Raw genomic sequence first — 20,839 nt, 5'->3', positions numbered from 1 at the left:
CGCACAGGGAAGATACAACCGTCAGCGTGACCGCTCCAACCACAGATCGCACAAGGAGTGCACCCTATGGCTCTTGAAGTTGTCGAGATCTGCGCCGGAGCCGGCGGCCAGGCCTTGGGCCTGCACCTCGCGGGTTTCAAGCATCGCGTAGCCTTCGAGCTCGATGCGAACGCTTGCAACACTCTACGCCGAAATGCAGAACTTAGACACATTGCCATCAGCAATGAGGACCAAATAGCAGACGGCTCATGGGTTATCGAAGGAGACGTGGCCAGCCCGGGAAACTGGGCTCCAGAGGAATACAAAGGAATCGATCTACTTGCAGGCGGGGTGCCATGTCCGCCATTCACCATTGCGGGCAAGCAACTCGGTGCAACGGACGAGCGAGACCTCTTCGCCTGGGCAGTTGAGCAAGTAGACACCATCAAACCACGTGCGCTGCTGCTCGAAAATGTCCGAGGTCTCAGCATGCCTCGGTTCGCTGGTTATCGCCAGCACGTGCTGGATCGCCTGCAAAAGTTCGGCTATCTAGCCGAGTGGACGATTCTCAATGCGTCCGACTACGGAGTACCGCAACTCCGGCCACGGTTCGTCCTCGTTGCAATGAGGCCGGAAGAGTTCGAGTATTTCCACTGGCCCCAGAAATCCATTGATCCACCCCCAACCGTTGGCCAGGCCCTCTACGACCTCATGGCAGCGAGAGATTGGGAGGGGGCAGAAGAGTGGGCGAGGAAAGCTGACGGCATCGCACCCACTATTGTGGGCGGTTCCAAGAAGCATGGTGGCGCCGACCTGGGCCCGAATCGCGCAAAAGACGCGTGGAAGGCATTAGGAGTGGACGCGTACGGCATCCACGATCACGCGCCGCCCTACCCTGACACACGGCCCATGACCGAGTGGGGCCCCAAGCTCACAGCAGAGATGGCGGCGCGCATCCAAGGCTGGGACAACAAGGAATACACCTGGGAGTTCACTGGCCGTAAGACTTCTCAGTATCGCCAGATCGGCAACGCGTTTCCGCCGCCAGTCGCCAAGGCCCTGGGTCTTGCCATCGCCGACGCCTTGAACCACAGGGGAGAACGCAGAAAAGTCTACGGCGAAGGCTCGCACGATCCCATTTACCGAGCCCTGCGCGACTACGGCGACTTCATGACGGCTGCCCAAATCATGAACAAGGCCAAGATCGAACTGACCGATGCAGAACTCGACAAGCGCATTTCTCTACTGCATCGTGACTTTGAGATCATCAAAGAACCACTCAGTGCTAATTCGAATGTTCTCCAATACAAACTTGGCGACTTCAGGGCCTTCATAGGGCAGGATGATCATATGCGCAACGTCTACCTGCGCGACAGCTCGTCCAAAGTAAGCTGAACTAACGCGTCATCCCACAGCGCTCCTCACGTTGCAATGGAATACTTCAGCGGTGTCGATTTCAATCGAGGCCGCTGAAGAATCCTAGCTCCGGCTTGTCCAAGGTGCCGGCAACTAGCCCGCGATCGAGGAAGCGATTGAACTCCTCGCAGGCGGTCTCGGGAAGCAGCGCGCAACTATGGCAGGCGGCAAGGTTGCAAGAGTCCGGGCCTTGGCCACGGCTTTCCATACACACGGGATCCGAGGAGCACCACCGGGAATTGCTGATCGCGTTCCGCAGCACGTTCTCAAAGCGTTCGGGCTGACCCATGCGGACGAGGCCGCCGAGGGTTCCCTCGGAATCTCCGGCGGCAGTATAGATCAGGAGCCCACACATCCCCTCGGCTCCGGTGGAGACATAGAGGCGTTCACGCAGTGAGGCAGAGCTGTAACCGCATTCGTAGGTGAGCTGGTTGATGAGTAGATGGGCCAGCGTGTGCAGCAGCACCAGGCGAGGTGACACATCCCGGGGGATGAGGTGGCGACCCTCGGCGACCGTCTCGGAATGACCAATGATTGGGTGGAGCCGATCGTGGACGGCCTGCTCGGACTCCCACTGCAGGAGGCGTTCTGAATCGAGCTCCAGATAGATGCCTTCGCCAAGCACCGTGTATGCGGGCAACCACGACGCACCGGGGGCAGGCTCGTGGCGGCGCAAGAGCGCCATGCGAGTGGCAGCGTCGCTCGCGGAAGACTCAGCATAGATGCGATTGAACCCTGAGAGAACACGAGTTTCGCGCAGCTTCTCGATGAGCTTGATCCGCGGGACCAGCGCCGCGACGTCGGCAGCGTATGCACTTGCGGGCTCACGCACTACGAGTTCAGCCGATTCCAGAACATTACGCAGGCGCGCGAACTCCTCGTAGCGGAATGGGGCCTGATCGGCAGCGCCAGAGGTCACCTGCGTGGCCGAGCCGGGATCATTGGCCGCATTTTCCAAGATCGCAAGAGCTGCCTCGATATCTGTGTCTGTGAAAGGTTCGAGGCGGAATGCGTTCTTCTTCGCTGCTCGCCTGAGCTTCTTCGCCGTGAGCTGTTCACCCTCGTCCAGAAGGTCCCGGGCGTTTGACCGGACCCTCGCGATCGTCTGCTCTTCGAGGACCTCCAAGATAGCGGGATCAACACCCGTCAGCGTTTCTTGCGGTATGAAGATAGAGCTCTTCACCAGCGCGTAGTAGACATTGGACGCGCCGCGAAGGCTACCGCGCAGCGGCGCTCCGCACGGTTTTCCATGCGCGTCGATGCCGAGCCAAGGCATTGCTCCCCGGCAGGAGAAGTCAGTTCCCTTGTCCAGATTCATGGTCAGGAACGTCGTCTCTCCTTCCTGCTCGCGGCTGCGCTCCACCGAAGTGATACCTTCCAAGCTGCGCTCCTTGTGGCAGCTTTCGCAGACGACGCGTTGAGATGCGAGGGTGCCCCCGCCCAGAGTCTTGAGCTTGAGCTTCGGAGAACGGCAGACAGGGGTGGCCGAGCGATGGACCCACTCGTTCCAGGGAAAGTCCTGAAGGTGGCCTCGCTCACACAGCGCGACGAAGGGAACTTGCGCAAGGTACGGTGCCCAGTTCGCTTTTTGCCTGGGGCATCCCGTGTTGGCGCAGCGCGGGCGTTCCGGGATATGCAACGGCTGCTGAGTCAGCGCCCGGCAACGGGGACAGAAGCTCCACGCCGGGAAGCGCAGAACAGGCACCCTAATATTGGTGTTGTACTCATTCTGTTTCCGCTTGTAACTGCTGCGGTAGTCCGGTGGGCTGTATAGGGCTTCCACTCCGAGGAGACGTTCCAGCCGCCATTCATGGATCCGGAACTCCTCTTGGTCCAACGTGTCCGCCGGGACGAACCAGTGGTCGAGACCGGCAGTGATCACAGAGGTGCCATCCGCGAGGACTTGCATGGCTCCTGGGCCGAACGGGGCAACGAGCTGCGAGCGCCGGATTTTGCCACGGATCATTGCTTGGCTCCCTCGGATGCGTACTTCTGGGTGACCTCCGCGAGACACTCCGCGTCGGCTCCGCGCATGGATGTGGGGGTAGCCCAGGTGCTTTCCTCTACTTCCTCTGAGGCGTACTGCCCAGCGGCACGCATGAGGTTTCCGAGTTCAGGGCTACCGCCTGGTGACCCCCATCCCGTTGGCTGCCAATTGGCCCACTCCTTGCGGAGCTTGCTCAGCACAGCTTTTACCCGGTCGACCTCATCCGGGTCACACACCGCAGCGCGGGCTAGGAGCAGCGCGCCCGCTTGGTCGAACAGGTCTACTGGGAACGGATACGGATCTGGCTGTCCGATCCGGTCGTTGATCTGGCGGATGTAAGAGACGGCCACGGCATGCAACGCCCGGTCCAGCGCGGGAGGCGCGAAGGGGGTCGCGCTTGTGGGCTCGACCTGGGCGTAGAGACGCTGGTGGTAGCTGCGGAACCGTTCGAAGTGGCTACGGTCGCGCGGCTTGGCCGCGCCATAGAGCGTGACGATCAGCCCGGGACGCTTGTCCCATTTGCGACCGACCCGGCCAGTGACCTGGATGTATTGTGAGGTGCTCTTGGGCTGGCCCACGACGGTCATCAACGAGAGCCGGTCGATGTCGATACCGACTTCGATGAGGCTGGAGGCGAGGCAGACATCGATGGCCTTGCCGCCGTCCGCCTGCTGCGCGAGCTTCTCCATAGCTTCAGGGATCTGGTCTTGACGGAGCCGACTCGTCATTTCTTCCACCCGGTTGAGGAAGCGAACGGCGGTTCGGTCCGCGCTGCTGCGGTTGTTGATGGTCTTGAGGTAGTCGGGAATGTCGGACTGCATAAGAGACAGCGAATTGCCCAGCTCGCGCAGGCTGTTGAAGAATGCCATCAATGTCCACCAAGGGTCCCGGTGTTCCTCAGGGCCGTCCTTGGCAGCCTGTAGCAGCGCTGCAAACGATCGCACCTGGGTGGTCTGCATAGATCCGAGAGCGGGAGCGTGAACGCCGATGTACTTGCGTCCGGGCAACAGCTTCCCGGTCTCCCGGTCGCGCGCGTACACCGAGAAGAACGAGTCTGCGGCGTCGAGACCGTGCGGAGGGAACAAATGCACGGTGTCCCGGGCGTACAGGGCGCGAATCTGTTCTTCGTGACGGCGGATGGTCGCGGTCGAAGCAATGATCTTCGGAAGCGCCGGGACGTGGCCACGCCGATCAGTGCACAGTTCTTCGATGACGCCCTCGTAGAGGCCAGTCATCGAGCCGAGCGGCCCTGCGATCAGGTGCAGCTCGTCTTGGATGACCAGTTCCGGAGGGGAGTACTCACGCTCTCCGGTGTCACCGAGTCCGAACAAGGCGCGGGCGCGGGCGTTCCAGGCGAGCTGAGCGAACTTGTCTACAGTGCCGATGACCAGAGAGGGCCGGCACTGGTAGACGTCATCGTCGACGACATAGACCGGGAGCGGCTTCCGATCCGTGGAGAAAGCACAAACCGGGTCCGGGCAGATGAACACGACGCGCCCACCGTACTCGGCATAGCCAGCGACAGCGTTCGGTTTCGCTCTCTGCTTGCTCCGAGGAGCCCGGCTCCGTCCAGGTGGCGCCTTGACAGCGTTCTCAATGCTCTTGACTGGTCCCATTTGGGCGGCGCACCAAGGGCAGCGCAACAGCAGGAATGGGTTCTCGTCGCCATCCAGGGTCATCTTCCGCAGCGCCGAGATGGCGTCGACGTTCTTGTTTGGTGTCGAGTCGCTGCCGACATAGATACCGATGGAGAACCGTGCGTCGCCCAGACGCTCATTTTTATGCCGCAGATCTTCCAGCGCGCAGATGAGTCCCGCAGCGCGTAGGAACTGCTGGGCTGTCAGCAGGCGCAGGGTGTAACGCATGAGAATGGTTACGCCCGTGTCCTCCGAGTTCCGTAGCCGTCTCAGCAGCATCGCGAAAGCTGACAAGCCGAGGTACGCCTCTGTCTTACCGCCACCAGTGGGGAAGAAAATCAGATCGACAGCGGCACGGTCAGGGTGGGCCGCGTCAGCTGTAGAGGGAATCGCGGCGAGCAAGAACGCGATCTGGAAGGCCCGCCAGCGACCACGTCCATCTTTAGCGGCAGCTTCTTCATTGGGAGGTTCGCCAGCGACAGTGATCCGTCCGTCGACGAGCTCGGTGGTGCGTAGTTTGGCGCCGGAACGTAGCTGCTGCTTGAGCATGGCTGCATTGGCCAACCGGAAGGCCAGACCAATGTCGCTGCTGGTGTCACTCACCAGTTTGAGCCCTTCGCGCATGCGTTTCAGGGCCCTGGTGCAGTCGTCCATATGACGCTGTGCCGTCACGGCGAATTCCCCATCTAGTTCTGCCGCTTCGGCTTGTCTCTTGCCGATCCACTTCTCGTACTCGGCGAGGACACGTTCGAGCTGGGCCATGCCGCCTGGTTCGGTTCCGGCGAGCTGGGCCATGGAGACGGTCAAAGGCGTCCCGTTCTCCAGGACGATGTCCGGGGTGATACTAGGTGCCTCGTACTCTGGCAGCGGGTCTGCCTTTGCCCAGCTGGATCGGCCCACCGCGTCGGGAACGGCCCAGTCGGCCGAGCACCCGTGGCCCACAGCGTAAGTCTGCGCATGCCGGTAAATGAGACGGAACGAGGCGTCATCGGGGTGCGCTCCGGCCTCAGCGCCTTCGGGATGCGGCACCAGCCAGCCGTTTTCTGGAACGACCGTGATCTCAGTTTGAAAGAGACAGGCACCGTCCATCGCCCGGCTACCGGGGCTGGAGCGGTTCACCAAAGCGATGGTGGCCATGGTGCCAGCCTGGTGGCGGCGCAAGTTTGCAGTCAGCCGCAGGTTGAGTCCTTCGAGTCCCACTGACTCCGCTGAATCCGGAATCAGCTCGGATCGGAGCCCTGGAACATGTTGCAGGTCCTTGGGCGCTAGCTTCCACACGGCCTTAACCGGGACACGTTTCCACCAATTGCGCTGCCCCTTAGGCAGATCAACCCTGACCTGCTCGTACCGACCGCCCGACACCTCAACCCGCATAGTGGCCAGCGGTTGGGTGGCAAGCAGGAAGGAGATGCCCATAGCAGTGGGCCGGCGCTCGTTCGCTCCCGACAGGTCAAAGTCGGCGTCATCAGCCACGGCTCCGAGTCGGCCTGCAGATCCTTCCCATCCGCCTGTATACGGCTCTTCCCTGTCCTCCGCAGAGAGTGCGGGAACAATGGCCGCGGCGGCTATGGCATCTTCCAACTCCACGGTGGCGGTGTCCCCAGGACGAGCGGACCCGCTCGGCGCAGGGTAAAGGACGCCAACGCCATACCGCACTAGAGGGGCGCGGTCCAGAATCTCCTCACCAGTGACGGCGTCGATCCACGGGCCGTAGGACTCCTCTTTGTCAGCGAAAGCGGTCTTGTCCAGCGGTTTGCCTGCGGGCGCAGGGCCAAGCAGTTCGGCGCGCAAGGCCCGGGCGATTTCTTCCCGGCCGGCAGTCTGCTGGTTGTCCTCAGACATGGTTACTCTCCCAGGAGCAGTCGGCGGAAGTCGGCACGTGCGGTGTCGCGAGCAATGACAGTTAGATCGTCGCGAGCTCGAGAAGAGGCGATGTAGAAGAGCGCCTGCGTCTTCTGGTCGTTGACGGTCTCAATGTCGGTGACGATGACCGCTGCGGCATCCAACCCCTTGAAGGCATGTGCTGTCCCGTAAGCGACAAACCTGGTGCGGGCATCATCCAATGGGACCAGGCGGGCGCGCCAGCGAGGGTCGGTACACATCGCTGCTGCGCTTGTACTGCCTCGAGGCGACAGCACCACCACCTCATCCGGCGCGAACCCATCGGCCTGCAGCCGGTTCAGATGCTTGACCAGGAGTCGCTGCTGCTCCTCGGGGGTTTTCCACCACTCTCGCACCGCCTCCCGATTGTTCTCAGCGCGCAGAGTGCCGCTGTAGCCAGGAACCAGTCGCGCGTTCTCCTCGACATGCTGGGCTATCGAAGGGACGTTGCGGCAGTTCGTGCTTAGAGTGACAGACACGAAGCCATTACCCGTCCGCTGATGAAGGAGATTGATCCCATCAGCGTCCGAGTCGAAAATTGCCTGATTGGTGAAGTCACCGAATTGCAGCCAACGCCCGCTGCCGAGCCCACCGCTCAAGGATACGTCGAGGACGTCGAGATAGTTGTCCAGCATGAGGTCTTGGGCTTCGTCGATGACAAGAGCGTCAAAGCGGGGCCGCTCATCCGACAGAAGGACGTCCAATGCGTGACCTGGCAGTGTCTCTCGATACCAGGTGCGAGAGTCGCCACCGCCAAACTGTTGCTTTCCTGCCTCTTGAGCGAGTCTTCCCATATAACTGTGAAATGTGCCGGCCGAGATGAGTTCAACCTTTGCCACCTCGCCCTTGAGCCATTGGCCGAGAAGCTTGTTGTAGCAGCACAGGAGCACTCGCGAACCGTTAGCAGCGAGCCGGCGTGCAGCTTCTATAGCGACGAAGGTCTTGCCGGTTCCGGCCGCGCCCTTCACCACGCTGCGAGGATTTTCGGCGAACATATCGAGCACCTGGAATTGCTGCTGGGTGAATCGCTCAGCTTCCTCTTCCCTGCGGTGGCGGCGGATCTTCGGCGGCTCGGTGAACTCAAAAGACGGCCTTAGAAGATCGGTGATGCGCGAGCAGGTGGCGGATGTCGGTTCTACGGACGCCGTGGAGAACCAGCCACGAGCGCTTGGCGTCGATGCGAGATGTTCGCGATGGCGTCTTAGGATTCCGAGCACCAGCGCCGAGATAGGGCTTCGGTGGAAAGCGATGGTGTCAACCGACTGCCAGCTGTGCCACTCCGTGGGATTCGGCGCTTGGAATCGAGCGTGGGTGAAGAAGACCGCGGAGGCCATCGGCAAGGGAGGCAGCGATGGGCCAGCCTTCCGCAGGTGGTTACCAATGGCGAACTTTGCCTCGTCGGACTGCTTGAAGGGGCCGCGCACCTCGGGTAGATGGGAACCGAGCTGCCAGCGCCCGTCATCGAGTCGCGCTACACGCCGGTGCGACTTCACCTCCAGGCACACGACACCGGCGTTCGGGACGAGGATGACGAAGTCGACTTCGCCTTGGATCTGCCTCGGATGCTTCACCACACCTACCGAGTGAAACGCAGTCCAGCCCTCGGTGGCAGGATCATCGCGAAGCCGCTCAAAGACTTCGCGCTCACCAGGGCTGGTGCTCTCTGGATCAAAGAACGGCGGGATCATACGAGTCATTTGCAGCCCTCCGTTGCGCGAAGCCGGCAGAGTGCAGAAACGGGGACGAACAGGAGCTCTGGCAGAATGTGCTCAACCCGGACGAGGAGGGTCTCGCTGTCCACGCCCGCAGGAGTGACAGCACACCATCCGATGTCCATGAGGCGGTTCATGCGATCAGGAGTCGCCGCGCGCTGTATGTCGTCCACGTAGCGCTGCCCGGCTCTGCGATGCGCGCTGTCGATCCTGCCCAGACGCTTCCAGGTTGTGTCGAGGTCAGTAGCGAAGTCTAGGAAACGCAGGACGATGGCGAAGTCGGTTTTACTCCGCGGACGGATGCACCAGTCACTGATCCAATAGCCGACGTTCGCCGTGCTGGCTCCCCTTTGACGAATCACATCCGAAATACCACGGATTCCGCGAGGGTGCGCTTTGGTCCGCTCCCACAGCAGCTCTTTCCACGCGGACTGCGTCGTACGGAGTGACTCCGCGTCCGCGCCAAGCAGAGCGTCGGCGCGCCCCATGAGGTCTTCGTGATGAGGGCGGTTTCTCAGGGCGAGGTAGTCCCCGTGGCCGATGGCAGAAGCAGATGTCTGCTCGACGCGAACCGCTGGCAGTTCGTCAAACCGAAGAGCCAGGATTCTGGCATCCGCATCCGTCGGCAACAGCACATAGGAACCGTCCGCGAGCAGAGCAGCGCGGGCTTGAATCTGGTCGCGGAAGTTCCTGCGGTTGCCACTCACGATGGAACTAGGAAACGCAGCTTGGATCTCTCCGCTCACCGAGCATTCCTCTGAGGAGAGCAATTCCGGTGGCTCCGGCGTGGGTCCCTGAGGTGGCCCGCAGCGGAAGGGCTTTGATTTGTGGACAGGCCGGATGACATCAGTACTCGTCGTTTGCCCGTATAGCAGTGGCTCCACCTCGGGGTCCTCACGGAAGAAGTCGTAGTGTACCAACGCAAGGTTGAAGGCCCGAGGCGCATTGAGGAGGCCCGGCCTGGCCCAAAGAGGCGGACCGACAACCGCGGCTGATATGTGGCTCTCCCGATCTGCCAGCTCTATTTCCGTGCCAACACGCACGACGACGCCGCTGTGAGCCATAGAATTGCCTACGGCACTGACGAACCGCCGATCGCGCAGGATGACGATTCCCTCACAAGGGTCATCCAGAGTGATGAAATCGCGTACGCATTCTCCAAGAGGGTCGTCACCGCAGGCGGCGAGCCGAATAAGGCCCGATGCGGCCGCGCTCAGCGATCGCGTTTGCTCAGGATCCGCCACCCCGCCCAGTTGGCGCGCCTGCCCCGCAAGTTGGTCAGCGATATCGTGGAGTTGCAGTTGGGGGCTGCTGAATGGCAGGGGGATAGTGCACACGAGTCGGCGCGCCTGGCGCAGCAGAAGGGCACTCTGTCTCCAGAGATCGCCTGACTGCGACTCACCGAGCCCGCGCAGCAGTCCCGTCGCGGTGAGGACGAATGCCCGTGCAGCGAAATGCTGAACCGGCTGATCCCAAATCTCGCACCGCTGCGCGCACGTGTACAACCGGTCGATCCGCTCAAAGGCCGTCACAAGCTCGTCTCCCTGTTCTGCCAGGCAACCACCTCTATACCGCTGGGCACTTGGGCGAGACCCGCCGGCAGTGGCAAATCCCGCAGGCTTCGCGCCCGATGCCCTTCAAGAAGATCGGCTGCCGCCTCGCTGGACGCTCCATGGCGCTCCACCAGGGCAATCGCCATCGGCGCCATCCCGGATCCAAGCCAACGGCAGACGGAGGCAGCGCCGTCGAGAATTGTGACGGCAGGGCTTCGCTTGGTTACGAGTACGCGATACTTCTCGGGATCGTCTCCCGAGGGCAGCACCAGACTCCGATACTGGCGGGCGATATCGCGTACGGCACGAGCTCGCAGAAGAGCGCCGAGTGCAATCGGGGGGGACGAGGCGGTGACTGCGACGAGGGTCTCCGATTCCGCCTGGGTTTGAGAGACACTGCCCACGATCACGCAGTGAAGCGCACTGTAACCACAAAAGTCGGCAGCAGGACCAGGAAGCAACTCATGGATGCCGTCGGGGATACCGATGGACTGGGTTCCCGTGTGCTCATGGAGATCGCTACCGACATCAGGCCAGCGCAGCAGGTCAATGCGGTAGCGATCCGCCGGGAACCACGATCCTCCAACGTGAAACAGCTTTCTGCCTCGATCCTGCAACGTTCCATGAAAGATACCCACGAAGGCGCCCGTACCGTGCGTCGGCACAAGCCGCACCACGTCCTGGTGCCGAGGCAACTTTGCTGCGTTCTCGAACTGGTTTCCCTCGGCCGCAGCGTTGAGCTGTGGCCGGAAGGCGGCGTACACCACACCACAGCCGACCAAGATGCTGGCGTACTCGCGGGCTGGAACAGAAACGGCTATGACGCCGCCCCTGCTAGCTGCCGTTAACTCAGCTGCCCAAGCCCCAACGCCAGCGAGCCACGCAGCCCAGCCGGGAAAGGGAACCCGTTCGCCTTGGTCCGTACAGAGCAGCGCCCTCCCGAACGGCGTGCGGCTCATCACAGACCCCATGGGACACCCCCTGCCATTGGCTGAGATTTTGGGAAGCGGGCGCGGTCAAGCATGTGCACCAGCAGGCAGGGCGTCCGTGGTGATCCAAGGCAGCATGACCCATAAACCTCGCTAATCTTCTCGGATCGACCCAAGCGGTTCCCGGGGAGCGTTCCACCAAGGTGATCGACTAACGGCCAACGGCCGTTACAGTCAGCAGACCGACGGTGATGTCCCGTAACCAGCTGCCCTCTCGCGGCCCGGCGCGGAAATAGCAGATGCTTGCCATCCGCCGCACCTCCCTGACCGCAGGCCCAACGAGCCGACTCTGATCTCGCAAAGGAAGCTCCGCAACGCACGTTGGGTGCGCGGCGCTCTTCCCATCAGCAGCGAGCAAGATCCATTATTGAGGTGTCCGCCATGAATAGCAACCTCACCGAAACATCAGCCGTCGGCACCCGTGAGCCAGAGGAGGCCGAACACCTGGGCCCGGCCAGAATCACGGCCGTCAGTGGCAGCCAGGCATAGCCAGTCGTTGCTCGAAGCGCGGGGACGACGCAATTTATTCACACCTAATCCGGCAACGCGCGCATGTGCCCAAGCAGAGCCTGAATGTCAACCATATCCATCCCCCTCGCGACAGCAACCTCCTCTTGCATGTCTGCAAGCTCCTGCACCGATGGATCATCCAGGATTTTTCCCAAAAATTCCAGCTTAATTTTCAGCCGATCGGCAACCACCTCATCGACCGTCCGGCGCGCGACGAGAACAGTCACTCTAGTTTCTGTGCCCGGGGCGAGACCGAGGCGGTGAATTCGATCAAGACTTTGCAGAAACCGTCCGGCGAGAAAATCGCGATCGACATACACGGCATCATGGCAATGATGGTGGAGGTTGATCCCCTCCCCGAGGGTGGCCGGGTTCGACAGTAGAACCATACATGCCGGATCTGCCCGGAATCTGGAAATCTGTTCCTCTCGATCTACTGTACCGCCGTGGACAACAACCGGGTTAAAGGAGGCGAACAGTTGCTCCATGGTTGTCAGGCTTCGCACAAACGTTGACCAGATAATGGTCTTACGACCTTGTGCAGCATTACCTGCAACAATCTTTAGCGCCTCAGCGTATTTTGGCGACAGCTCATAGCGCGGCAGTTGCTGGAGCAACGCGTACAAAGAGCTGTCCGCAGGCGCCTGCATCGGGGGGACCTGGTAGATCAGGGGCTCGTAGCGGCTTGCTCCCTCCACCAGCAGGGCAGGACTGACAGCCGCCATGAGCAGTCTCAGCATCGCTCTGCCTAAAGATTCGAAGTCACCTCTCGATGCCCCAGCACGAGCCGAAGCTTGATTGAAGATCGCATCGTAGATCTCCCGGTGCAGTGGGGGCAGCTCGACATATCTGATCCGAGGCTCGAACGGCGGCAGACCGAGCTCATGCTTGGTCGTACGAGTGAACAAGGGCTTCAGTACCTGACTCGCATAAGCCAGGTTGCCGCCGGCGACTGCGTTCGTCACGACTCGCCGACCGTGACCAGGCCAGACAAAAGACAGCAAGTTTTCAAGGTCTTTCGCACCATTCGGCGCAGGCGTCCCTGTCAGAATCAGTCGGCGCCGGCTCAACGGGCCTAGCGCCAGACAAGCTGATCCGTATGTACCGTTGGCTCCGAGCTTCATGCGGTGCGCTTCGTCCAGAATCATCATGGCTGGGAAGGCTCGCAGCCATGCCGCCAAGCTTGTCAGCGACCGATCCAGACGTTCGTAGTTGATGACCAGAACTTCAGCACCCGGGTTGAATTTTTTATCCACAATGTGGATGCGCGGTGATTCCCTGAAGCAGTGCGAGACCTCATACTTCCATGATTCATAAGCTGCCTTCGGACTGATTACCAAAAGCCGCTGCACCTCACCTCGGGTCCGCAGAGCAGAAAATACGGCCAGCGCCACGCGTGTTTTTCCCGCGCCTGGCACGCTGAAGTTCGCACCGTGACGTAGTGAGAGAAGTTGCGCTATGTCTCGCCGCTGAAAACTTGTCAAATCCGCAGTCCACTCTGGGCCGAGCACCGGGAGGACATCATCAAGGTGGACTACCGTTTGTGGGCCGCTCTCCGCATCTTCTAGCCGTCGCTCCGCCGTCTCTGAGTCGTCAAGGACTGCATTGACGAGCTCAACTAGCTCGTTCTCCCACTCGACACTGTCAGGCGCAGGCCACGCACCAAGCTCGCCAATCCACACCAAGAAGTCGTCAAGATCGATTTCGGCAGCCAGCGGCCCACGCTGGACACCGGCAGGGAAGCGAGCAGCGATCCTAGCGAGATCGCTCTGGTACTGCTCTGTGGTACGAAGCACTGCCTTTGTCCGGGTCACATCGAACCCGATGGTCAGCGACGGGCTGGCCTCAGCTCGCATTTCCGCCCTTTCCCGATACCTCAAGGAGCCATGAGACGCCCTCTCCCGGGAACTCGATACTCCTAGAAGATTCCAGCGCGAGCTTGCGCAACGTGCCGCGCAGCAACTGCACCGCCTCGTCATAAGCCTCTTCATCGAGGCTGTTCGAGGCTCTAGCCACAACGAGGTCGGTGACGCACTGTGCTAGATCCTGACACGCGTCCGAGATACGGTCGGGAGCGGCCTGCCGACGCTTACGAATCCGCGACACCTGCTTGGCCTTGTCCACGGCATCCGCAAAAGCTAATCTCACATCTGACACGAACTGCTCCGCTGCGTTGCTGCGCGTCAACGGCACGCGATCGGACGCTGTTTTGACTGCCATGGCCTTGAGAATCGAGTCCGTAAGCGCTGCGGCAGCTGCCACATCGGCGCCGGCTGCCTTGACAGATCTGTTGAGCCCGGGGATGTTCACCGAGGCCGGACCGGGAGTCATGGTTATCTTCAGGGAAGGTGGCAGAGACTGCACGAGATAACGATCACGGAACTCGTGATCGATTTCCCGGATGTCAGTCTTGGAGAAGTCCAGCGCGATCGCGGCCAGGCGGTTCTCCTTCAGGAGGTCCGCATGGTCCCTGCTCCCCGACTTGCAGTCCTTGTCGTATCGTCGATGCAGCTCGCGGAGCTTTTCCTTCGAATCCTCGAAGTCCATCAACCGTAGCTTGACGTCGTCGCTGGCACTACGCTCCAGCAGGTCCCTGAGCTGCGCCAGGATCCACATATCTTGTTTACATGAGTCCGCTCTCCGTCGGAACTCCTTGGCGATTTCGTCAAGTGGACGCCCCAGTGTCAGCTGCTCGTCGATGGCCAGAAGCTCGTTGATGTAGGAGTAGTCCCGCTTGTGGTCCCTGCGAAGCTGGAGAGATAGCTCCACAGCATTGACGTCATCCCAGGTACAGGTCTCCGGCAGGACGCCCACGCGGATGTTCGAAACACCAAGCTGCTTCAATGCAGCGCGTCGTGTGTTTCCGTTCACCAGCACACCGTTGCGCGTGATCAGGCCGGGATCTGTCTGCTTGAATTCTCGGAGGCTCTGCAGGAGAACTTCGAATTCCGGATCCGGCTTCGACGGTTCAGCAGGTAAAGCTTTGAGGAGATAGTCGAGATACTCCTGGCTTCTCGCACTCCACGGGTCCCGTATGAGTTCTTCATCACGCACGGAGTCATGCATTCGCTGTGCTCGGATGCGATGCGTTCCAGGATTGTAGTAGAGCGCCTCAACAGGCATGTCGATCACTTCAACGTGGAGCGCCTTTCCTCGCCACTCCACCGTGACGGTCTCCAGCACGCCTCCAGCCGTCCGGAACTCCCTGAGACGCTGCTCCACGAGCAGCTGGTTTTCCTCTGCAAGAGGAGGGACACCATAGTCCGTACGCATCTCAACTCCCTTATCGATCCATACAGGCCCCAGCCGTGCGCTGGCAGGTCGTTGATAGCCTGCCAGCGCACATGAACGTTCTGCCTACTTCGCCGGCACAGCGAGCGCCTCCCGAACCTGGGCTCGTGACTCCGCCGGCAGGGTGCGATAGGCAGCCCACAGCGTTTCCAGCTCGCTGAAGGACCGCTCGTCCTTCTCCACCCAATCGGCAAGAATCTTGCACTCGAACGCGGACAGACGCCCAATGCGCGTCATCACCTGCCCGAGGTCGGCGGTGAGGCCGCGACCACCAACCCGGCATCGATTGCACTCGACGACCAGCTGCACCTCTGACTTCCGGTTGGGGAGTCGCACTACCCTGCGCGCGACATCCAGCTGAGCGGCCTCGTACGTATCAGCGAAGACCTGCCCAGGACCGATCCCGCATGAGCGGCACATGTGGCCGTCCTTCAACAGCAGCTCGCGCCGTTGAGTCGCCGTAATCGTCACGCCATTCTTCGTTGCCTTGCCTGGCTCCCAGATAGGTTGCCCCTGCTTCACGAAGCGCTGCTCGTTTGCGCCGAGCCGTAGATCCTCGCGATTGGTGTCGATCCTCCATCCATGATCCCGGAGGTCACGCATCCGCCTGTCGATCTGCGCGGTGTCCGGGAACGCCTCCCGCAGCTGGGTCTTGGTGAACGTGTTGCCCTCACCGACGACCTGCACCAGCCAGAGACCGGCTCGCTTCATCGAGCCGTTCTTCTCGTCCTGCCAGGACGGCATCTGTGTCACGTACGACCTCTTTCTGGTTGGAGCGTGCCGTAGAACCGTAGCCGCCACGGTCCCGACAAGCAGGGAATCCCCTCGTTCCATTGAGCCTCAAGATTGCCTCAAATCGAAAGAGATTTCGCATGTTACATAAACGTGTTAACACTGGGCGCTTCATACCCATCCGAACCTGCAGCAGACTCGGCAATGTTGACCATCGGCATTATGGGCGCAGGGAGTCGTTACGTGGCGTTACCAGGGCACGTTGTTGAGAGCTTCCGGTCGGATGTCCCAGCGAAGGTCACGTTCGCGAAGGCCATGCTTGAGCTCTGCCGTTCTACGAAGACGAGCCACGCTTCCATCTGCAGGGAGGCTGCCGTAGCCGGCCCATTGCTCAGCGCGTACATCCATGCCGACCCTCGTAGACCGCCAGACAGCCTGGTAATCCAGAAGCTCTACAAGGTGATCGAGGAATTTGCTCGGACCGCGTCACCTGGGCAGGATTTACCGTACCCCCTGGCTGAGCTGCTGGAATTAGGACGAAGCGCTGCGGTCAAGCATTGCGAATGCTGTCTGGAGGGACACCCGAGCGCGCCCTCTGGCCGGGGACCTGCCGCTCCTAGCACGGGGGAATCAGATCATGAGGTCTTGCTGGCCAATGCCGTTGCCGACGGCACAGAAGACGTAGATGAGTTGCCGGTCGACCCAGGACAGGTGGACCGGCACCCTCCGCAAGTCCGCCCCTTGCTCTGGCCGGCTCTGACAGAGATCGAACAGCACCTTGCGGGAGGGCGAGATCACGATGCGCAAGTGATCATGCGGCACACGGGAGCGGCCTTGCCCGTCGATCAAGTGCTGGATGCCATCAGTGCCTGTCGTGGCGCCGGTCTCGATCACGCAGCAGACGTGATCTTGAGCCATGCCGGCGGCCGTACTGCTAGCGATGTTTATCTCCTTTCGCAACAGCTCAACGCCGCAGGCCAGCACGCTGACGTTGGGAAGCTTCTGAGCTCAGCCCTGGCTAGCCTCGTACAGCCGCCCGTCTAGTCTCGAACGTTTGTGCGCTCCAACCTCACCCACCTGCGATGAGGCGATCTAAAGGCGTGGCGGGTAGGGCGATCCAGCCCTCCGTACCTGCCGCCCCAGCCTGCTCATCCCCTGATACGGTCGCGAGCCCGAGCTCCTACGCGCGAGCCGCCAACGCGGACACGACCGCGTCCGTAGCGTCGTCCGAAGCCCGGCACAACGGCTCGTACTCCCCCAGCTCCAGCCAAGGCGCCGCCGCCAACAGCCGATCCACGAGCATGTCCAGCTCAACGAGGTTCGCAGCCCGCTTGTAGCCCCGATACGGCAGCCCCCACCGCTTCAGGCAGGCCGCCGGGTACACCTCCACGACGGCCCCGCCGCCGCGCCGATCGACCGGGCGACCTCGGCGCGCCAGCTCGGCCAGGATCGCGGCGCAGCGCATGGCGGCGTGGCCGATGCGGTCGGCTGGCACGCTCAGCGGCGTGAGCCCCGTCTCCTCGTACACCACCTGGTCGGTGACCCGCAGCGCCAAGTCGCGTCGCCAGGCTCGGCCCGTGCGGCCCTCCGGCACTTCGACGTTCCCCATGCGGTGGGCGGTGACGAAGTCGACGAACTTGTCGGGCCAGCCGAGCGGGCAGTCCACCCCCGCCTTGGTCGCGCCCATCACCGCCTCGACGATCAGGCCGTCGTCTGCCCCGACCTCCACTCTGTCGAGCCGGGCGCGGCCGGCCGACCAGTTGAGCCAGGCCACGGCGGTCCGGACCGCCTCTGCGGCGAGATCTATGCCGACCGTCCACACCCCTTCACGATAAGAGCGAACCCCACAGGCGTGTAATGCGTACGTCCTGGCATCTGCGCGTCTACGGGCCGGGAATGACCATGCTGTTGCGTTATACGCCCCTCTCCGGGGATAGCGGGCTGGGAGATAATCCGGCTGTTCTCAACCGCGCCGAAGACCTGCCATGAGCCAGTCGGCAACCGAGCCGTCGCCAACCGCTCAGTCGTCTCCCGAGCGGCCGGCGGTGGACAGGCCGCCGGCACGGGCCGACACGAAGCCGGTATCCCCCTCGCTGACCCCACCGGCGGTCGCGCAGCCGCCCAACTGGGGATATTCGGGGATCGACCCGAAGCTGACGCATGACTTCGAGCGCGACCTCGGCCAGGCGGAGACCACGCTCGGCAGGAGCGAGCCGCACATCCGGCGAACGTTGCAGGAGCTCGACCTGGACACCTCGCGACTTAACGCGATGCGGGAGCTCGGCAACTGGATCGGCGCCAAACGCCCGGAGCTGCGCCGCCGCAACGAGACGATCCAGGCGGTTAACGGAGAGTGGGGGCCGCAGGGACCAGGCGGAATGAAGCCCTTCGACGAGTCCCTGTACAGCGCTTCCTCTGGCGACGCGGACGTTTACGCGGCGGCGCTGAAGCTCGGCGAGCTCGGGCAGAAGGGCGAGGTGGACGAGAAGACCGTCGCCGAGCTGGAGAAGCGGGCAGGTGACGAGGAATTCGCCACAAAGCTGATGTACGCGCTGGGCACCGAGCGGTTCCGTCATGTCATGGCACGGCTGTCGCACCAGAAGGACGCACGCAAGCAGCGGCTGCAGGCCGCGCTGGGCAAGGCGCTCGGTGCGGCCAGCTCGCGGTTGAACGCCTCCTGGCGGAAGGAACTGCTCTCGAACCTGCGGATCCCGGTGGATCAGCATGCGCTCGCGGAGCTGCTCCCGTACGGGAAATTCAACAGGGACTTCCTGGTTGACGTGGCCAAGAAGCTCGAGGCGCTGGATCGGCAGACATGGGGAGACCGGGTTGCCGCCGGAATGCCATACGACCCGATGATCGGCGTCATGAAGGCGCTGGCCAACCACCCGAAGGCGGCGCAGGATTTCTTCTCCGGTGATCCCAGCCTGATGAAGCGCTATGTGACCGAACGGCCCATGTACGACGACGGGGCGGCCTTCGGCGAGGCGGTGGAGGCGGCGACGATGACTTATCGGGACCGTGACGGCACGCCGCAGGAACCGTCACCGGGTTTCGTCTCGGCCGGCATTGCCTCCGACTTCATCCGTTGGGAGGCACAGCGGATTCTGGCGGGCACGGAAGGGCCTTCGTTCGCGACGACCGGTTCTACCGCACGTATCCTGGCCGCATACATCAATGACGTCGACCGGGTCGCCATGGCGACCAGTGACGACGATTCCAGTGTCTTCGAAGTCCTTCGCACGAACATGCCCAAGGAAGATCAGCCGTGGAATGCGCAGTTCAAGAAGGAGGATCTGCGCAAGGTCATGGAGGATGCGTTCAAGCACGATCCGAAGGCACTGGCGACGGTGGCGGCGGCGCAGGTCGCCTGGTCGAGAAGGATGCTGGATCATGCCGCCGAGCAGCGCGCGGCGACCAAGGATGGCAGGTTGCTCATCGTCAATGTGGGCGAAGCCGCGGCGGGCTTCGGCCTGATCTCGGACGCCAGCGGGATCGCCAGAATCCGGCAGGGCCAGGAGTTGGACGAGGCTCAGGAGCGGAATATGAAGATATTCATGGCAACCGTGAACACCGCACTCGCGATTCCGCAGTCGGCCGCGGGAGCGATAACGTCCACCGCCTTGGGCTCATGGACCGGCATGATCGAAGACACCGCCAAGACCACGATGAACGAGGACAAGGCGGTGTACGACGCCAACACCGCCAGACAGAAGTCAAAGTCCCTCCTTGATCAGCTCACCGCCGATGCCATGCTCAGGCACCGACTGTTCGGCACCGCCGATCCTCCCTCGCCCGAGCATCCATGGGCGTCGCTACCGGACGTGGGGAAAGGCGAGGACCCACGAAACTCGCGCTTCAATTTCTTGAAAGACGACGGATATTCGCTCATGACGCGCAAGGAGATGGCGCCGTACGCGCACGGCAACCATCCGCGTCAGCAGGCTTACGAGACCTGGCTCAACGATTTCCTGGCCGGCGAGGAATGGGCGAAGGTCAGCGGCCAGGCGAACACGGGATTCGACGCTGGAAAGTCGGCGTTCAGATGAGGTCGCGGGCGCGTCTCGCTTCGCCCGTTGCGTTCGCCGCGGCGACCATGGTGCTGCTGACCGCGTGCCAGCAGTCGAAAGATCCCCCGGTGAACAAGGCGCCGATCTCGTCCGTCGCCGCCCCGCCGTACATCTGCGAGGTCATTCCGCTCGACGCGGTGCAGCTGATGACGGGCGTGCCCGATCCCGTCGTCGGCGGCAAGTTCGACATGACCGTCGGCGCAGAGATGAACGGGAAGCCCTGGGGCAGCGGCGGGTGCTTCGCCTATCGGCCCACCGGCGACAAGCCGAAGGTGCTGGAGGTCACGCTGTCGCCCGACGGCACGAAGGACGAGGTCGAATACCGGATCCGGAAAGGGGCCGCGCGCCTGCCGGAGATCGTTCCGGGCGCGAACGGCTTCTACTTCCAGGACGGCAGCGCCGGCAACACCCAGGCCGCCGCGGTGCTGGTACACGGCTACGACCGCGTGATCGTGCAGCTCGTACGCGGCGTCAAAGGCCGGGACAACGCGGCCGACGTGGTGGCCCTGATGAAGCTGGTCGCGCCGAAGCTGATCCTCGACGCCACCCCCGCTCCCGAGAAGACGAAGGACTGAGCCGATGGCCGCGATGGTGCACAACCCGCTGCACGAGGCGCTGCAGCAGGCGGTCCGTACGATCGGCCCAATGATCGGACAGATCGACGCCGACCTCGACCGGCCCTGCAAGATGTTCCATTCCGGCAAGGTGTGGACCGGGCCGACCGGCAAGCAGTTCGACGCCCAGCTCACCCAGCTCAGCACCCGGGCGCGCGCCTCCGGGCAGGCGATCATGGAGGAGCTGCGGCTGGCGCTGGGACGTACACCGGCTGAGGTCACCGAGGAGGAGGCCGCTTCCATCAGGCGGAAGTACGGGTTCGCCGGATCAACGTGAACCAGAATCCAAGGGCCCGGCTGATTCGGCACTCGACCACCTAGAGTTGCGGGTGTGAGCGGAGACTTAGTGGTCCAGTCCGTAAGTCATGCGAGGGTTCACACGGCCGCGGATAGTGCGGCAGGCTGGTGGCCGCAGCCAGCGGGTTGCTGGAAGTGGCGCTCCTTCTGTTCGTGTCGCTCGATCCGGGC

The 20,839-nt window shown here is 62.2% G+C and carries 15 protein-coding genes; 5 read left to right on the top strand and 10 right to left on the bottom strand.

What is annotated here, in order from left to right:
* Positions 1 to 66: 66 nt before the first annotated feature.
* Positions 67 to 1,374, top strand: a complete 1,308-nt coding sequence (locus tag ABEA43_RS55775; protein WP_345575394.1) for a DNA cytosine methyltransferase — start codon at positions 67 to 69, stop codon at positions 1,372 to 1,374.
* Positions 1,375 to 1,435: 61 nt separating this feature from the next.
* Here the strand turns inward: ABEA43_RS55775 and drmB are convergent, their stop codons facing one another.
* Genes drmB through ABEA43_RS55755 form a run of 4 tightly spaced genes read right to left on the bottom strand, consistent with a single transcriptional unit; the run spans position 1,436 to position 9,358 of the window.
* Positions 1,436 to 3,361: a DrmB family protein gene (gene drmB / locus ABEA43_RS55770; protein ID WP_345575392.1), complete on the bottom strand. Its 1,926-nt coding sequence runs from the start codon at positions 3,359 to 3,361 to the stop codon at positions 1,436 to 1,438.
* Entirely contained in the window at positions 3,358 to 6,861 is a 3,504-nt protein-coding gene (locus ABEA43_RS55765) for a helicase-related protein (protein ID WP_345575390.1), read from the bottom strand. Before ABEA43_RS55765 ends, drmB begins: the two co-directional genes overlap by 4 nt.
* Positions 6,862 to 6,863: 2 nt before the next feature.
* Entirely contained in the window at positions 6,864 to 8,597 is a 1,734-nt protein-coding gene (locus tag ABEA43_RS55760) for a nuclease-related domain-containing DEAD/DEAH box helicase (RefSeq protein ID WP_345575388.1), read from the bottom strand.
* The gene (locus ABEA43_RS55755) at positions 8,594 to 9,358 is read right to left on the bottom strand and encodes a hypothetical protein (RefSeq protein WP_345575386.1); all 765 of its coding nucleotides are present in this window, start codon (positions 9,356 to 9,358) and stop codon (positions 8,594 to 8,596) included. The genes ABEA43_RS55760 and ABEA43_RS55755 overlap by 4 nt, the downstream gene beginning before the upstream one ends.
* Positions 9,359 to 9,610: 252 nt before the next feature.
* On the opposite strand from ABEA43_RS55755, the gene ABEA43_RS55750 reads away from it, so the two are divergent.
* The gene (locus tag ABEA43_RS55750) at positions 9,611 to 10,003 is read left to right on the top strand and encodes a hypothetical protein (protein WP_345575385.1); all 393 of its coding nucleotides are present in this window, start codon (positions 9,611 to 9,613) and stop codon (positions 10,001 to 10,003) included.
* A 137-nt stretch (positions 10,004 to 10,140) separates the two neighbouring features.
* Here ABEA43_RS55750 and ABEA43_RS55745 read toward each other — a convergent pair whose 3' ends face one another.
* The 6 genes from ABEA43_RS55745 to ABEA43_RS55720 form a co-directional block, all read right to left on the bottom strand.
* Positions 10,141 to 10,929 (bottom strand): hypothetical protein, encoded by a 789-nt coding sequence (locus ABEA43_RS55745; protein ID WP_345575384.1) that lies wholly within the window; start codon positions 10,927 to 10,929, stop codon positions 10,141 to 10,143.
* A gap of 758 nt (positions 10,930 to 11,687) precedes the next feature.
* A complete protein-coding gene (locus tag ABEA43_RS55740; RefSeq protein ID WP_345575382.1) occupies positions 11,688 to 13,520 on the bottom strand; it encodes a DEAD/DEAH box helicase in 1,833 nt (610 codons plus the stop codon).
* Positions 13,510 to 14,937 (bottom strand): ParB N-terminal domain-containing protein, encoded by a 1,428-nt coding sequence (locus tag ABEA43_RS55735; protein ID WP_345575380.1) that lies wholly within the window; start codon positions 14,935 to 14,937, stop codon positions 13,510 to 13,512. Before ABEA43_RS55735 ends, ABEA43_RS55740 begins: the two co-directional genes overlap by 11 nt.
* Positions 14,938 to 15,021: 84 nt before the next feature.
* On the bottom strand, positions 15,022 to 15,708 hold the full coding sequence (locus ABEA43_RS55730) for a hypothetical protein (RefSeq protein WP_345575378.1): 687 nt from the start codon (positions 15,706 to 15,708) through the stop codon (positions 15,022 to 15,024).
* Between the two features lie 609 nt (positions 15,709 to 16,317).
* On the bottom strand, positions 16,318 to 16,581 hold the full coding sequence (locus ABEA43_RS55725; RefSeq protein ID WP_345575376.1) for a hypothetical protein: 264 nt from the start codon (positions 16,579 to 16,581) through the stop codon (positions 16,318 to 16,320).
* Positions 16,582 to 16,867: 286 nt separating this feature from the next.
* Complete coding sequence (locus ABEA43_RS55720) at positions 16,868 to 17,509, bottom strand: DUF429 domain-containing protein (RefSeq protein WP_345575374.1); 642 nt, start codon at positions 17,507 to 17,509, stop codon at positions 16,868 to 16,870.
* A gap of 163 nt (positions 17,510 to 17,672) precedes the next feature.
* Between ABEA43_RS55720 and ABEA43_RS55715 the strand changes: the two genes are divergently transcribed.
* The 3 genes from ABEA43_RS55715 (at position 17,673) to ABEA43_RS55705 (ending at position 20,648) form a co-directional block, all read left to right on the top strand.
* The gene (locus ABEA43_RS55715; RefSeq protein WP_345575372.1) at positions 17,673 to 19,736 is read left to right on the top strand and encodes a DUF6571 family protein; all 2,064 of its coding nucleotides are present in this window, start codon (positions 17,673 to 17,675) and stop codon (positions 19,734 to 19,736) included.
* Positions 19,737 to 19,825: 89 nt separating this feature from the next.
* On the top strand, positions 19,826 to 20,332 hold the full coding sequence (locus ABEA43_RS55710) for a hypothetical protein (RefSeq protein ID WP_345575370.1): 507 nt from the start codon (positions 19,826 to 19,828) through the stop codon (positions 20,330 to 20,332).
* A 4-nt stretch (positions 20,333 to 20,336) separates the two neighbouring features.
* Entirely contained in the window at positions 20,337 to 20,648 is a 312-nt protein-coding gene (locus ABEA43_RS55705; RefSeq protein ID WP_345575368.1) for a hypothetical protein, read from the top strand.
* Positions 20,649 to 20,839 lie beyond the last annotated feature (191 nt).

This window comes from Nonomuraea rosea (genome assembly GCF_039539705.1).
In the GTDB taxonomy this organism is placed as follows: domain Bacteria; phylum Actinomycetota; class Actinomycetes; order Streptosporangiales; family Streptosporangiaceae; genus Nonomuraea; species Nonomuraea rosea.
This window is presented reverse-complemented; position numbering and strand designations above follow the sequence as displayed.